Below are 14,427 nucleotides of genomic sequence, written 5' to 3'. Positions count from 1 at the left end.
TCGGATCTATGAATGCGCGTGAGGATCGTCGATGACCGCCCGCTTCGTGTCGCTGGACACCTACGACGTGCGGTTCCCGACCTCGCGCGAGCTCGACGGCTCCGACGCGATGAATCCCGACCCCGACTACTCGGCGGCCTACGTGGTCCTGCGGACCGACGAGGTCGACGGGCACGAAGGGCACGGGTTCGCGTTCACCATCGGGCGCGGCAACGAGGTGCAGACCGCGGCGATCGCCGCGCTGCGGCCGTACCTCGCGGGTCGCCTGGTCAAGAACGTCCTCGACGACCTGGGCGCGTTCTGGCGCGAGCTGGTGCACGACTCGCAGCTGCGCTGGCTGGGACCGGAGAAGGGCGTCATGCACATGGCCATCTCGGCCGTGGTCAACGCCCTGTGGGACCTCAAGGCCAAGCAGGCGGGGCTGCCGCTGTGGCAGCTGCTCGCCTCGATGCCGCCGGAGGAGCTCGTCTCCCTGGTCGACTTCCGCTACCTGACCGACGCGCTCACTCCGGCGGAGGCGTTGGAGCTGCTCCAGCCCGGCTCGGTCGGCCGGGAGGAGCGGGTCGCCGAGTTGCTGGCGCACGGCTATCCGGGCTACGCCACGTCGCCTGGTTGGCTCGGCTACGACGACGCCAAGCTGCGCCGCCTGTGCCAGGAGGCCCTCGACGCCGGCTTCACGCAGATCAAGCTGAAGGTCGGGGCGGACCTGGCCGACGACATCCGCCGGCTCCGGATCGCCCGCGAGGTGTGCGGCCCCGACATCCGGATCGCGGTCGACGCGAACCAGCGCTGGGACGTCGGCCAGGCGATCTCGTGGGTCGGGGCGCTGGCGGAGTTCAACCCGTGGTGGGTGGAGGAGCCGACCAGCCCGGACGACGTGGTCGGGCACGCCGCCATCGCCCGGGGCATCGCGCCCGTGCCGGTGGCCACGGGCGAGCACGTGCAGAACCGCGTCGTCTTCAAGCAGCTCCTCCAGCTCGGCGCGGTGTCCTATGTGCAGCTCGACGCCGCCCGGGTGGCCGGCGTCAACGAGAACATCGCCATCCTGTTGCTGGCGGCCAAGTTCGGGGTGCCGGTCTGCCCGCACGCGGGTGGCGTCGGCCTGTGCGAACTGGTGCAGCACCTCTCGCTCTTCGACTACGTCGCGGTGTCGCGGTCGATGGACAACCGCGTCATCGAGTACGTCGACCATCTCCACGAGCACTTTCTCGATCCTGTGCAGATCCGCGCCGGTCGTTACCTGGCACCTCAGGCACCCGGCTTCAGCTCGACCATGCGTCCCGAAAGCCGGGCCCGGTTCGCCTTCCCCGACGGACCGGCCTGGTCACGCACCGTCTGACCCCCTGCAACACCCCTACCCACCACAGAGGACTGCGATGATCCTGAACAGACGCGCCGTCGTCAGCGTGGCGGTCGTGGCCGCATTCGCCGCGGCGACCGCTGGTTGCAACTCGTCCGACACCGGCTCCACCGGCGGCGGGGGCACCGACGCCGGCGCCGCCAAGCCGCCGATCGCGGTCGACCTGCCCCGGGCCGACTCCGACTTCTGGAACTCGTACGCCAAGTACATCCCGGAGTACGCGAAGGAAAGCGACATCAACCTGATGACGCCGACCAACTCGCAGAACGACATCGCCAAGCTGGTCGCCAACGCGCAGGCCGTCACCGCGCAGGGCGCCAAGGCGATCGTGATGGCGCCGCAGGACACGGGCGCGATCGCCTCGACGCTGACGATGCTGGAGAGCAAGAAGATTCCGGTCATCTCCGTCGACACCCGGCCCGACAAGGGCAAGGTCTTCATGGTGGTGCGGGCCGACAACCGTGCCTACGGCCAGAAGGCGTGCGAGTTCCTCGGCGAGAAGCTGGGCGGCAAGGGCAAGGTCATCGAGTTCCAGGGCTCGCTCTCGTCGGTCAACGGCCGCGACCGCTCCGAGGCGTTCGCCGAGTGCATGAAGACGAAGTTCCCCGACATCACCATCTTCGAGGAGCCGACGGAGTGGGAGGGCACCAAGGCGGCCGCCGCGCTGCAGACCCGCCTCGCCCAGCACCCTGACATCAAGGGCGTCTACATGCAGGCCGGCGGTGTGTTCCTCGCGCCGACGCTGCAGGTGCTCAAGTCGAAGAACCTGCTCGTGCCGCCGACCGACCCGAAGCACATCTTCATCGTCTCCAACGACGGCATCCCGCAGGAGTTCGAGGCGATCCGCAAGGGCGAGATCGACGCGACCGTCTCGCAGCCGGCGGACCTCTACGCCAAGTACGCGATCTACTACGCCAAGGCCGCGGTCGAGGGAAAGACGTTCACCCCTGGACCTACCGAGCATGACAGCACCATCATCGACGTCGGCAACGGCGTGCTCGAAGACCAGCTGCCGGCGCCGCTCGTGACGAAGGACAACGTCGACGACGCGTCGTTGTGGGGCAACCAGATCGGGAAGTGATGACCGACGTACTGACCGACGCGGCCGGGAGTGGGGCTGCCGCCCCGCCCCCGGCCGTCTCGGCCCACGAGATAACCAAACGCTTCGGCGCGACCACGGCGCTGTCCGAGGTGAGCGTCTCGATCCAGGCCGGCACGACGCACGCCCTCGTGGGCCGCAACGGCGCCGGGAAGTCGACGCTGGTCTCGGTGCTCACCGGGCTGCAGCGGGCCGACGAGGGCACCGTCGCCTTCGGTGGCGCACCGGCGCCGGCACCGTCCGATCGGGACGGTTGGCGGCGCCAGGTCGCCTGTGTGTACCAGCGCTCGACCATCATCCCGGCGCTGTCGGTGGCGGAGAACCTCTTCCTCAACCGGCAGACCGACGGTGGCCCGATCAAGTGGGGCGGCCTGCGTAGGCGGGCGGGCGCGCTGCTCGAGGAGTACGGCGTCGACGTCGACCCGGGCGCACTCGCCGGCGACCTCAACGTGGAGCAGCGCCAGCTCGTCGAGATCGCCCGGGCGCTGTCCCTCGGCACCCGGTTCATCATCCTCGACGAGCCCACCGCGCGGCTGGACGCGACCGCGATCGAGCGGCTGTTCGGCCGGATGCGCACGCTGGCCGCGGCCGGCGTGACGATGCTGTTCATCTCGCACCACCTGCGCGAGGTCTACGAGGTGTGCGACACCGTGACCGTGCTGCGCGACGCCCGCTGGGTGTTGACGGAGCCGGTGTCGGCGGTCGGGCACGACGCGTTGGTTGCAGCTATGACGGGGGAGGCGGTCAAGCTCACCGAGGTCGCGCCGCGGTCGGTGCCAGATGCTCCACCGGTGCTCTCCTTGCGCGCACTGACGCTGGGCGACGCGTATACCGGGATCGATCTTGATTTGCGTCCTGGCGAGATGGTCGGCGTGACCGGATCCGGCAGCAGCGGCAAGGTGTCGTTGGCGGAGACCCTCGGTGGGCTGCGGCGCGCGGACAGTGGCTCCGTGTCCGTCTCCGGTTCTGCTGTCGGCGTTGGTGTGCCCGCGGCCCTTCGGGCGGGGATCGGGCTCGTTCCCGAGGACCGGCATCGCGAAGGGCTCGTGCCGCTGCTGTCGGTGGCCGAGAACGCGACGCTGCCGATCGGTGACCGCCTCGGGCCGGCGGGTGTCGTCGTGCCCCGGCGGCGGACCGCCGTGGCCGAGGAGATGGTCCGGCGGTACGACATCCGCACCGAGAGCGCGGCCGCACCCGTCGCCAGCCTGTCCGGTGGCAACGCCCAGAAGGTCGTGCTGGCCCGCGCGCTGTCCACCGACCCACGGGTGCTGGTGCTGATCAACCCCACCGCCGGTGTCGACGTGCGCTCCAAGGAGTCGCTGCTCGGCGCCGTCCGCTCGGCGGCCGACCAGGGCACGGGCGTGCTCATGGTCTCCGACGAGCTCGACGACCTGCGCCACTGCGACCGGGTGCTGGTCATGTTCCACGGCCGGGTGACGGCCACGCTGTCCCGCGGCTGGGACGACGCGCAGGTGGTCGCGGCAGTCGAGGGTGTTACTTCTGAAGGAGCTTCGTCATGACTACGACAGCGCCGGTTTCGCCGCCGGAGGCGCCCGTCGCGCGGCGGCGGCTGACCGGGCCGCGGCTGGCGCGGATGCGGGACCTGGCGCTCGTACCCGCGATCATCGTGTTGGTCCTGGTCGGTGCGCTCATCGATCCGGTGTTCCTGAGCAGCGCCAACATCACCAACGTGCTGCAGCAGCAGACCGAGCTCTCGCTGCTGGTGCTGGCCGAGGCGATCATCCTGATCGGTGGCCGGTTCGATCTGTCGCTGGAGTCGACCGTCGGCCTCGCGCCGGCGCTGGCCGTGGCGCTGGTCATCCCGGCCGCCAGCAACGGGATCGGCACCGAGTGGGCCTCGTACCTGGCGATCCCGCTCTGTCTGCTCGTCGGCCTCGCCGTCGGTGCCTTCAACGGGCTGCTGATCCTGCGGTTCGGGCTGTCGGCGTTCATCGTCACGCTCGGCATGCTGATCGTGCTGCGCGGCCTGCAGATCGGCATCACCGGCGGGCAGAACCTGTTCGAGCTGCCGATGTCCGTGCTCTACCTGGGCAACGCGGTCTGGCTCGGCCTGCCGGCCTCGATCTGGATCTGCGGGATCCTGTTCGCGATCGGCATCGCGGTGCTCGGCTTCTTCCGGCACGGGCGCGCGGTGTACGCCATCGGAGGCAACCGGGACGCGGCGCGCGCGGCGGGCATCCGGGTCGACCGCGTCATGTGGACCGTGTTCATCGTCGGCGGTCTGCTCGCGGCGCTGGCCGGCCTGCTGATGACCGGGCGGCTCGGCTCGGTCGCGGCGGCCCAGGGCGACGGCATGATCTTCACGGTGTTCGCGGCGGCCGTCATCGGCGGCGTCAGCATGGAGGGCGGCAAGGGCACGCTGTTCGGCGCGCTCTGCGGCGTGATCGTGCTCGGTCTGATCAACAACATCCTCACGCTGGCCGGCGTCTCGGCGCAGTGGATCCAGGCCATCTACGGCCTGATCATCCTGGTGGCGCTCATGCTCGCCCGGTTGACGACAGGCAAAGCCCAGGACTGAGGTTGAGGTGACGGCGTGGCGTTGACCGACGAGGCCATCGACAAGATCAAGGAGATGATCGTCTCCGGGGCCCTCGGCCCCGGGGACCGGCTCCCGAAGGAGGCGGATCTCGCCGAGACGCTCGGGCTGTCCCGCAACTCGTTGCGCGAGGCGGTCAAGGCGCTGTCCATCATCAAGATCCTTGATGTGCGGCAGGGCGACGGCACGTACGTCACGAGCCTGTCGCCGGACCTGCTGCTGGAGTCGCTGAGCTTCGTCGTGGACTTCCACCGGGACGACACGGTGCTGCAGTTCCTCGAGGTGCGCCGGATCCTGGAGCCGGCGGCGACGGCGTTGGCGTCGTTGCGGATGAGCTCTGCCGACGTGGCGAAGCTGCAGCGGACGCTCGACGAGCTCGGCTCGTCGCCGTCGGTCGAGGCGCTGGTCGCCAACGACCTCGAGTTCCACCGCGCCATCGCCGCCGGGTCGGGCAACCCGGCGCTCTGCTCGCTGATCGACGGGCTCTCCGGGCCGACCACCCGGGCGCGGATCTGGCGGGGGCTCACCCAGGAGGGTGCGGTCGACAAGACCCGCGAGCAGCACCAGGCGATCGTCGACGCGATCGCGGCCCACGAGCCGGAGCTCGCCCGCTCGTGGGCGACGGTGCACATCGCTGGTGTGGAGGAGTGGTTGCGACAGGCGCTCTGATACGTCGGGTGACGTACCGACGGATACTCCCTGCCGAGTACGAACCTGTCGTACGCCCGCCTTAGAGTCATCGCGTCCACACAGACTCTTCAGACGGGGTTCCTCCGATGCGTACGCTCTACATCTGGTTGTCCAGGTTGATCGCGCTCGGCGTGGTGGTGCAGGTGCTGGTCATCGCCTGGAGCGCGTTCGACATCCAAAACAAGGCAAGCGACGGCGTGCCCTTCACCGCCGACACCGAAGCCAACGCCGGCGCGATGTTGCACTCGGTGATCGGCATGATGGTCATCCCGGTGCTGGCCCTGCTCTTCGGCATCGTCTCGCTCTTCGCCAAGGTCCGCGGCGGCGCGGCCCTGGCGTGGGGAGTGGTCGGCCTGGTCGTCCTACAGATCGCCCTGGCCTACGCCTCCTTCGCGGCGCCGGTGGTGGGCACCCTGCACGCCCTCAACGCGTTCGCGGTGGCGGGCCTGGCCGGCATGGCCGGGGCGCGCGCGAACAGGCCCGATCCCTCGGTCGCCGCTCCGGCCCGGAGCAGCGAGCCCGGGGTCACCGCCGGCGCATGACAGCCACGAACCACCCGGCCGAGCGCACCACGAACTCGGCCGGGTCGGCCAACCATGCCCACACAACGCCCGAAGGCGTCACCAGCCCGGGCGGCCCGGTCCCTTCGCAGGCGGAGCGTGTCGCGGGTTCGGCGGGGTCGGGCGGTGATGCCCGGGCGGCGGTCGAGCAGCCGACCGTTTCGGGCGGCGGTCGTGACGGGGTGACCTCGGAGTCGTCCGGCGGTGCGGAGGCCGCCGGTCGGCGTTCGTGGCTTCGGTGGGGTGCACTGGTCCTGACCGTGGTCCTGGTCGGCGCGCTGGGTTACCTCTGGTACGACAGCCGCGTCCCCTCGACGTTGTCTGTCATGGAGATGGGCTATGCCGACTGGGGCGGCGGTGCGGTGCCCGCGGCCGGGCATCAGCATGCCGGCGGGATCAGCATCACCGGCCTGACCGGGCCGTCGGGGCCGCCGGCCGTCGCTGTCTCGTTGACGGCGCGGGCGGAGTCGTTCACGTTGGCCACCGGGGAGCGGGTCGCGGGCTACACGCTCAACCACTCGTCGCCGGGCCCGGAGATCCGGGCTCGGGTCGGTGACCTGGTCCAGGTCGAGCTGGTCAACGAGTCTGTGCCCGACGGCGTGGCCCTGCACTGGCACGGGGTGCGGGTGCCCAACGCCGAGGACGGGGTCGCCGGGGTGACCCAGGACGCGGTGCCGATCGGTGGGCGGCACACCTACCGGTTCGTGGTGCACGATCCAGGGACCTACTGGTACCACTCCCATCAGGTCTCCCACGAACAGGTGAAAGGTGGGCTGTTCGGGGCATTGGTGGTCGAGCCCGCGACGGCGGATGCGGGGCCTGACGTCGTGGCCCAGGTGCACACCTACGACGGGCGGCGGACCGTCCAGGGCGCGACGGGGGAGCGATCCGTCTCGGCTCCTGCTGGGGTCGCGACCCGGGTGCGGGTGGTCAACACCGACAACGGGCCGTTGCGGGTGTCGGTGACCGGTGCGCCTTATCGGGTGGTCGCGGTCGATGGGCACGACCTGCACGGGCCGTCCGATGTGACTGACCGGGGCGTCTCGGTCGCGGCCGGTGGTCGGGTCGACCTGCTGGTCACGCCTCCGGCTGGGGGTGCGGTCCGGGTCGATCTCGGTGCGGGGTCCGCGCTGGTGGTGGGCCCACCGGGTGCTTCTGCCCCAGCCGCGGTGACGCCCGCGGCGATGCTCGACCTGCTGTCCTACGGAACGCCGGCCCCGGTCTCGCTGGGTGCGGGCTCGCCGGGCGCGGGCTCGCTGGGGCCGGTCACCCTGGATACCGGACATTTTGACCGGTCTTTCGAGCTGACGATCGACCGTCGCCCCGGGTTTCTCGACGGGCGGCCCGGTCTGTGGTGGACGATGAATGGCCACCTCTATCCCGACGTGCCGATGTTCATGGTCCGCGCGGGCGACATCGTGCGGATGACGATCACCAACAACTCGGGCGAGGTGCACCCGATGCACCTGCACGGCCACGTGGCCCTCGTGCTGTCCCGCGACGGGGTCGCGGGCACCGGCAGTCCATGGTGGACCGACTCGCTCGACGTCGCGGAGGGCGAAAGCTACGTGATCGCCTTCCGGGCCGACAATCCCGGCATCTGGATGGACCACTGCCATAACCTCCCGCATGCCACGGACGGGATGGTCGCGCATCTGGCGTACGAGGGCTACACAACTCCGTACCTGATCGGCGGAACGGCCAAGAACGAACCCGAATGATGATCCCGACAACCTGAATGACCTTGCATTTTTCGTACATCCCGGTACCGTTGCCTGTCGATCAATGATCGAGGAGCGGGCGGGTTCATGCACGTCGACGTCGAGAAGGTCCTGACCGGCACACGACGCGAGGAGGCCTGGCACCTCTACACGACGGCTTTCGAAGAACTGAGGTACGCGGCGGTCCAGCGCCACCTCATGCACCGCGACGAGTTCGACGAGGTCGTGGCCGACGACCGGGTCGAGAAGTACGTCGCCGTGACCGACGAGGGCGAGCTCGCGGCCCTGTCGACGTTCACCAACGACCTCGAAGCGATGCCGCTGATCTCCCCGGAGTATTTCGCGCACCGGTGGCCGGACCACTACGCCGAACGCCGCATCTGGTACCTGGGTTTCATCGCCATCGCCGCCGACCAACGCCGGTCGGGCATCTTCGAAGCGATGATCGAAAAGATGTGGCGCATCGTCCGCGCGAACGCCGGCATCGCGGCTCTGGACCTGTGCGCGCGCAACGAGTCCCGCCAACTCGACGCGGCCATCACCCGAACCCTGACGGCCCTGACTCCGGACGTGGTCGCCACCCGCCTGGACACCCAGGCCTTCTGGTCCTGGGAGCTCCCCACCGCCTCCTAGGATCGCCGCTTCGCGGCGGCGGTGGTCAGTTCTCGTCGTAGTCGGGGCTCGCGTCCGTCATCGGGCCGGACCGGTCGACCGGCGTGCGGCCAACGCGCCGTGCCACCTCGACCTCGTCGACGGGTTCCGGGCCCGCGCCGTTCGCCGCATCCGGGGTCGGCCGAGGGCCCTGCACGTCGTACGCCGACCGACGGCGATTCTTGACCGGGGCCGGCGGCACCAGGTTGGCCGCCCCGGAACCGTGGTCGCCATCCTCGCGTCCTGGCGATGACGACCCGTTCGCCTCGTTCTGAGCTGTGGCATCAGGCCGGCCGTTGGCGGTGGTGCCCCTGGCACCCGCCGCCGTCGACTCCGAGCTGGCGGGGAGCAGATTGAGGCGGCTGTTGACCGTCCATCTGGGACCATCCGCCGGCACCGTCTCGCCGCCGACGGACCCGTTCCCGTTGGCCGGCGGCGCACCGGCATCGACCGCGTCGCCCGACTGCCCGACGCCACCGTCCGCCGCGCGAGCGGCAGGCGCGCGCCCACGAACATCGCCGCCCTCGTTTGCCGTCTCCCCGTCGCTGCCGAGTTGCGCCTCGACGCCGTTCGCGCCCGAAGGCCGTCGAGGCGACGCGAACCGGCCCGCCGAGTCGGCACCGTTCGTCCAGGCGCCGGACGAGTCCTTGTCCGACCCGAGCCCGCCCGCCGGGTCGATACCGTTCGTCCGTGCGGCGGGCGGCTCCTCAGCCGACGTGAGCCCGCCGGCCGGGTCGGCGCCGTTCGTCCGGGCGCCCGTCGGCGCCTCGTCCGGCGCGGGCTTCGCGCCTGTCGCGCGGCGGACCGCTGCCTCGCCAGCCGAAGGCTTCGAGGCCGTCGTCGGGCGGGTGGGGATGATCGGTGGCTCGCCCGGGATCGGGTCGAGCAGGCGGCGGGCCGCTTCGGCGTCGTCGCCGCTAGCGCCCGGAGTCGGTCCGAGCCGCGGGAATCCCTCGACCACCTTCGAACGCTTGGGCTCGTCGGTGGTCGGCCGGGAAGCGGGGGCCAGGTCGCCACCTCGGCCGATGGCGGCCGGGCGGCGGAGGCGGGCGAAGGTCTCCGGGTCCTGGGGGCGGCCCCACAGCCAACCCTGCCCGTACACGACGCCCAGCGCCTGCAGCACGTCCCGCTGTGACTGGGTCTGCACCCCCTCGGCCACCACGGTCAGGCCGAGGGCCGAGCTCATCGCGACCACGGCGCGGACGATCTCCTCGTCCTCCGGGTTGGTGCCGAGGCCACCCACGAACGAGCGGTCGATCTTCACGCCGGTGACCGGGTGGCGGCGCAGGTAGCCCAGCGCGGAGAAGCCCGTGCCGAAGTCGTCCACGACGAGCCGCACGCCGAGCCCGCGCAGGTCGGCCATCACCTGGTCGGTGACCTGCGAGCCGTCGACCATCACCGACTCGGTGATCTCCAGCATCACCGACTCGCCGGACAGGCCGTTCTCCGCCAGGGCCTCGGCCAGTTCGCCGGGCAGGCGGGGGTCGCGGAGCTGGCGCGGCGAGACGTTGATCGACAACCAGAACTCGTCTGTGACCACGTCGTTGCGGCGCCATTCGGCGAGCTGGCGCAGGGCCTCGCGCATCACCCAGCGGCCCAGGTCGGTGATCAGCCCCGTCTCCTCGGCGACCGGGATGAACTTGGTCGGCGCGATCGTGCCCCGCGTCGGGTGCTCCCAGCGGATCAGCGCCTCGACACCCGTCAGGCGGGCGCCACTGAGCCGGACGATCGGCTGGTACGCGAGCCGGAGCTGGTCGTGCGCGAGCGCGTGGCGCAGCGACAGCTCGAGCTCGATGCGGTCGCGTACCCGGTCGTGCATGGTCGAGTCGAACAGCACCCAGCGGCCGCGCCCCTCGGCCTTGGCCTGGTACATCGCGGTGTCCGCGTCCCTCAGCAGGCCCTCGGCGGTGATGAAGGCGGAGCCGGCGTCGTCGGTCTTGGCCACCGCCGAGCCGGCGATGCCGATCGAGCCCGACACCACCACGTCGGAGGCGGTGGCCTGCAGCGGCAGGGTGAGGCTGGCCAGCACCCGCTCGGCGAGCGCGATCGCCTCGTCGGCGGTCGACACGTGCGCGATCACGAACTCGTCGCCGCCGACCCGCGCGACCGCGGCACCGGCCGGCACCGTGCGGCGCAGGCGGCGGGCCACCTCGACGATCACCCGGTCGCCCGCGTAGTGGCCCCACGAGTCGTTGACCAGCTTGAAACCGTCGAGGTCGAGGAAGTACAGCCACAGCGGCCGGTCCGGGTCGGTGGTCGGTCGGGCGAGGATCTGGCCGACCTGGTCGACGAGCAGGGCCCGGTTCGGCAGCGCGGTCAGGTGGTCGTGCGTGGCCTGGTACTCGTACTCGCGCTGCGCCGCCGCGTACGCCTGCACCGCCGACACCGACCGCAGCAGCAGCAACGCGACCATCAGCGCGCCACCCACGGCCAGCACGATCCGGTCGAGCCGGCTCAGGTCGGGGATCGTCGCCGTGAGCACGAACGGCACCGCGAGCGCCGGGATGAGCAGCAGCAGGCGGCGCCAGGACCAGGCCTGGACGGGCAGCGGCGTACGCCGGCCGATGTGTCGCATGGACGGATGGAGCGCGCACGCGCCGATCAGCACGAAACCGAGGAGGAAGGGCAGGTCGATGAGCCGGTTGCCGTTGAGCGTGCCGTTGACGCCGATGATGGCGTAACCGATGTCGCCGGCCAGCAACAACACCATGGAACCGATGAGCATGAGGTAGCTGGGGCCGCGGATCGCCGTGGTGAACGCGACGTTGGCGACGAGCAGCACCAGCACCAGGTCGAAGATGGGGTACAGACCGGCCACGGTGGACACCGCGGCGGACCGGTCGGCGATGCCCGCCGCCGGCACGCTGAACAGCAGCGCGAAGATCAGGCCCGCGCCGAGCCCGAGCAGCATCCCGTCGATGACGGCGTGGCGTTTGGGCCCGTGTTTGACGGTGAGAAAGCCGACCAGCGCCGCGAACATCAGCACATATCCGGGCAGGGTGAACGCGTCGCCCATCAGTTCGGTGGCGCCGGTCTGCTCGGTGGACCAGGGCCGCACGATCGCACCTATCACGAACAGCACGGAGGCGGCCCCGAGCAACAGCCAGGGCCACCGAGGTCGCGCGCTGTTGCGGCCCGACCCGATGACCAGCGAGGCCGCTGCACCCGCCCCGACGACCGCGAACGTGATCCCGCTGGCCGTCGTGCTGTCGACGAGGAGATATGCGATGGCGGCGGCCAGACCTACCAGGACGAAAAGCCCAGCCCAAAGCGCGGGGGCCTGCGACTTCGCGACGGCCGAGACCGCACGTGGCATTTCATCGCCCCCTGCGCGGACTTCCGGCGACATTTTCCCAAGCGAACCACGACTGTAGCAGGGTTGATCGGCGCTAAGTGACTGTTCTTCGCGTTTGTCGGCCAGATTCGGAATGAGAGCGCTATCGATGTCGAATTGACTGGAACGGTCGCCGTCCTAGTCCCACCCACAGGACGCTCTACCAGCCCTTGAGGACGGTTGAAGACCCGATAGAAGCAGTTCGGGACCGATGATGACCCGGGTTCGCATGGGGCGCGACCGTCGCTCCCGCCGGGGATCGCTCGCTGACGCGTCGCTGTCCAGGCTCGCCGCCGGTCACCCCTAACCTGTTATCCCCGAACTGCGGCGATTGCCGTGTCCAGGAGCTTTGCGAGAGGTTTTCGGCCATTGCTGCGGGCCCAGTCGTCCACCGCGTTGTTCAGGCAGGTCAGAGCGGCTCCGACCAATGAACGGGCGGCCAGGTCGCGGCGGGCCGGTGGCAGTTTCAGGCGGCGACTGATGTCCGGGACCAGGGCTTCTGCCCAGCGGGCACGTTTCGCGAGGAGGGCGCCGCGGAGCGCCGGGGTGTCGGCGAGGAGCATCGCCGTGGCGATCGTGCGGTCACTGTCGCGCGTGAGGCTGTCGAGGTGGGGGGTCATGGCGTTGCGGAGGGCGACCCAGGGCGGCTCGTCGCGGGGTCGGGCGGCCAGCGCCGCGGCCAGCTCGTCGCCGATGCCGTCCAGCAGGCCGACGACGATGTCCTCCTTGGTCGGGAAGTAGCGGAACACGCTGCGACCGGAGATGCCGACCGCCGCGGCGATCTCGTCGACGGTGGTCTCCTCGTAGCCCTTCGCGACGAAAAGCTCCATCGCCGTCTCGGCGATCTGCGTGCGCACCGCACGACGGGTCAGCTCCCGCAGTCCCACCCCGCTGCTCGCCGCCATGCGGGCAACGGTACCAGCGGCCTGACGGAATATGCCGTGACTAACAGGCTCGGCCTTGGCTGTCAGTCGCTGACAGAACTAGCATGGCCCGCATGAAGGTGATTCTGGTAGGCAGCGGTGACATCGGCGCGGCGGTGCGCGCGACCCTGGAGGCACACGGGCACGAGGTGGTGACGGTCGGGCGCACGTCGGGCACGCACCAGGCGGACCTCACCGACAAGGCCAGCCTCGACGCGCTGTTCGCCCGCCTGGCCCCGTTCGACGCCGTGGCCAGCGCGGCCGGCGAGGTCTCTCCAGGGCCACTGACGGAGGCCTCCGACGAACAGTGGGCGGCCTCGATCGCGGGCAAGGGCATGGGCCAGATCAACCTGGTCCGCGCCGCGCTGCCGCACATCGCCGACGGCGGCTCGTTCTCGCTGGTGTCCGGCGTGCTGAGCGAGGAGTACACCCGCCACAGCACCATCGGCAGCACCGTCAACCACCTGGTCGAGGGCTTCGTCAAAGCGGCGGCCACCGAACTGCCCCGCGGCCTGCGGATCAACTGCGTCAGCCCGACGGTGCTGACCGAGTCGACGCACTACTACCCGTACTTCCCCGGGTTCGCGACGGTCCCGGCGGCCGAGGTGGGCCTGGCCTACCTGCGGGCGATCGCCAACCCGATCACCGGCCGCATCCTCAAACTCCACAAAACCAACTCCTAGCGGCGACGTGATCCTCCTCGTTCCCGCCGACCCGCTGGGGCCGCGCCGCCCGGATGACCATTTCGCACCCGAGGCCGCCTCCGCGCGGGCCGTCGGCCTCGACGTCGCCGTCGTCGACCACGACGCGTTGACCGGGGGCGGTGCCGATCGGGCTGTCCAGTCGGTGCCCGCGGACGGAGGCCTGGCCGTCTATCGGGGGTGGATGCTGCGAGCCGAGGAGTACACGGCGTTCGCCGAGTCGCTCGCCGCGCGCGGCGTAACCCTGCGAACCACCCCGGACCACTACCGGCGGGCGCACGAGCTGCCCGGCTGGTACGCCGCGGTCGCGCCGGTCACACCGTCGTCGGAGTGGACCGACGGCTGGCACGAGGCCGACTTCGAGCGAGCGCGTGTCAGCCTGGGTTCGGGCCCGGCGGTGCTGCGCGACTACAGCAAGTCCATGAAGGCCTACTGGAACGAGGCCGCCTTCATCCCGGACCTCGACGACGCCGCCGCAGCCTGGCGGGTGGCGCGCCGGTTCCTCGAACTACGCGACGACGAGGCGACCGGCGGCTTCGTTCTCCGCCGCTACGAACGGTTCGTGTCGGCCGAGGTCCGCACCTGGTGGGTCGATGGCGCGTGCGTGCTGGCCGGGGCGCACCCGGACACCCCGCACGACCTTCCGCCGACGGAGGCCGATCTCACGGCGGTAGAACCCCTGGTCGCCTCGCTCGGACTCCCGTTCGTGACGGCCGACCTGGTGCGGCGCGACGACGGGGTGTGGCGGGTCGTAGAAGTCGGAGACGGCCAGGTCAGCGATCGCCCGGCCAGCATGCCCCCGGAGACGCTGATCGCCGCACTCGATTGACC

The 14,427-nt window shown here is 70.5% G+C and carries 12 protein-coding genes; 10 read left to right on the top strand and 2 right to left on the bottom strand.

The features are described 5' to 3' along the window. Nucleotides 1-31: 31 nt before the first annotated feature. From CHC05_RS11825 to CHC05_RS11790, 8 genes are all read left to right on the top strand, one after another. The gene (locus CHC05_RS11825; protein WP_089247854.1) at nt 32-1,339 is read left to right on the top strand and encodes an L-fuconate dehydratase; all 1,308 of its coding nucleotides are present in this window, start codon (nt 32-34) and stop codon (nt 1,337-1,339) included. 37 nt (nt 1,340-1,376) lie between these two features. Continuing rightward, the gene (locus CHC05_RS11820; protein WP_089247852.1) at nt 1,377-2,441 is read left to right on the top strand and encodes a sugar ABC transporter substrate-binding protein; all 1,065 of its coding nucleotides are present in this window, start codon (nt 1,377-1,379) and stop codon (nt 2,439-2,441) included. After that, on the top strand, nt 2,441-3,979 hold the full coding sequence (locus tag CHC05_RS11815) for a sugar ABC transporter ATP-binding protein (protein ID WP_089247850.1): 1,539 nt from the start codon (nt 2,441-2,443) through the stop codon (nt 3,977-3,979). Before CHC05_RS11820 ends, CHC05_RS11815 begins: the two co-directional genes overlap by 1 nt. After that, nucleotides 3,976-4,998: an ABC transporter permease gene (locus tag CHC05_RS11810; RefSeq protein ID WP_089247848.1), complete on the top strand. Its 1,023-nt coding sequence runs from the start codon at nt 3,976-3,978 to the stop codon at nt 4,996-4,998. The genes CHC05_RS11815 and CHC05_RS11810 overlap by 4 nt, the downstream gene beginning before the upstream one ends. Before the next feature lie 15 nt (nt 4,999-5,013). Continuing rightward, nucleotides 5,014-5,685: a FadR/GntR family transcriptional regulator gene (locus CHC05_RS11805; protein WP_089247846.1), complete on the top strand. Its 672-nt coding sequence runs from the start codon at nt 5,014-5,016 to the stop codon at nt 5,683-5,685. 107 nt (nt 5,686-5,792) lie between these two features. Beyond that, complete coding sequence (locus CHC05_RS11800; protein ID WP_144022555.1) at nt 5,793-6,248, top strand: hypothetical protein; 456 nt, start codon at nt 5,793-5,795, stop codon at nt 6,246-6,248. Beyond that, entirely contained in the window at nt 6,245-7,987 is a 1,743-nt protein-coding gene (locus tag CHC05_RS11795; RefSeq protein ID WP_245870785.1) for a multicopper oxidase family protein, read from the top strand. Before CHC05_RS11800 ends, CHC05_RS11795 begins: the two co-directional genes overlap by 4 nt. A gap of 87 nt (nt 7,988-8,074) precedes the next feature. Beyond that, nucleotides 8,075-8,620, top strand: a complete 546-nt coding sequence (locus CHC05_RS11790) for a hypothetical protein (protein ID WP_089247844.1) — start codon at nt 8,075-8,077, stop codon at nt 8,618-8,620. A gap of 25 nt (nt 8,621-8,645) precedes the next feature. Here CHC05_RS11790 and CHC05_RS11785 read toward each other — a convergent pair whose 3' ends face one another. Both CHC05_RS11785 and CHC05_RS11780 read right to left on the bottom strand, forming a co-directional pair. Beyond that, nucleotides 8,646-11,954 (bottom strand): bifunctional diguanylate cyclase/phosphodiesterase, encoded by a 3,309-nt coding sequence (locus tag CHC05_RS11785; protein ID WP_179266143.1) that lies wholly within the window; start codon nt 11,952-11,954, stop codon nt 8,646-8,648. A 329-nt stretch (nt 11,955-12,283) separates the two neighbouring features. After that, entirely contained in the window at nt 12,284-12,877 is a 594-nt protein-coding gene (locus tag CHC05_RS11780; protein WP_089247840.1) for a TetR/AcrR family transcriptional regulator, read from the bottom strand. 92 nt (nt 12,878-12,969) lie between these two features. On the opposite strand from CHC05_RS11780, the gene CHC05_RS11775 reads away from it, so the two are divergent. Together CHC05_RS11775 and CHC05_RS11770 are read left to right on the top strand one after the other, a co-directional pair. Then, nucleotides 12,970-13,578, top strand: a complete 609-nt coding sequence (locus CHC05_RS11775) for a short chain dehydrogenase (RefSeq protein WP_089247838.1) — start codon at nt 12,970-12,972, stop codon at nt 13,576-13,578. Nucleotides 13,579-13,585: 7 nt separating this feature from the next. Continuing rightward, nucleotides 13,586-14,425 carry an ATP-grasp domain-containing protein gene (locus tag CHC05_RS11770; protein WP_089247836.1) on the top strand — a complete coding sequence of 280 codons (840 nt, stop codon included), beginning with the start codon at nt 13,586-13,588 and terminating at the stop codon, nt 14,423-14,425. The last annotated feature ends 2 nt before the right edge of the window (nt 14,426-14,427 follow it).

It is taken from the genome of Asanoa hainanensis, from assembly GCF_900188485.1.
Lineage (GTDB): Bacteria > Actinomycetota > Actinomycetes > Mycobacteriales > Micromonosporaceae > Asanoa > Asanoa hainanensis.
The sequence above is the reverse complement of the archived record's forward strand: the minus strand, read 5'-3'. Positions and strand labels throughout refer to the sequence as shown.

Excerpts from the sequence above, each read along its gene's own strand:
- CHC05_RS11825 (WP_089247854.1), top strand. The coding sequence starts at position 32 with ATGACCGCCCGCTTCGTGTCGCTGGACACCTACGACGTGCGGTTCCCG.
- CHC05_RS11800 (WP_144022555.1), top strand. The coding sequence starts at position 5,793 with ATGCGTACGCTCTACATCTGGTTGTCCAGGTTGATCGCGCTCGGCGTG.
- CHC05_RS11810 (WP_089247848.1), top strand. The coding sequence starts at position 3,976 with ATGACTACGACAGCGCCGGTTTCGCCGCCGGAGGCGCCCGTCGCGCGG.
- CHC05_RS11790 (WP_089247844.1), top strand. The coding sequence starts at position 8,075 with ATGCACGTCGACGTCGAGAAGGTCCTGACCGGCACACGACGCGAGGAG.
- CHC05_RS11795 (WP_245870785.1), top strand. The coding sequence starts at position 6,245 with ATGACAGCCACGAACCACCCGGCCGAGCGCACCACGAACTCGGCCGGG.
- CHC05_RS11780 (WP_089247840.1), bottom strand. The coding sequence starts at position 12,877 with ATGGCGGCGAGCAGCGGGGTGGGACTGCGGGAGCTGACCCGTCGTGCG.
- CHC05_RS11820 (WP_089247852.1), top strand. The coding sequence starts at position 1,377 with ATGATCCTGAACAGACGCGCCGTCGTCAGCGTGGCGGTCGTGGCCGCA.
- CHC05_RS11775 (WP_089247838.1), top strand. The coding sequence starts at position 12,970 with ATGAAGGTGATTCTGGTAGGCAGCGGTGACATCGGCGCGGCGGTGCGC.
- CHC05_RS11815 (WP_089247850.1), top strand. The coding sequence starts at position 2,441 with ATGACCGACGTACTGACCGACGCGGCCGGGAGTGGGGCTGCCGCCCCG.
- CHC05_RS11785 (WP_179266143.1), bottom strand. The coding sequence starts at position 11,954 with ATGCCACGTGCGGTCTCGGCCGTCGCGAAGTCGCAGGCCCCCGCGCTT.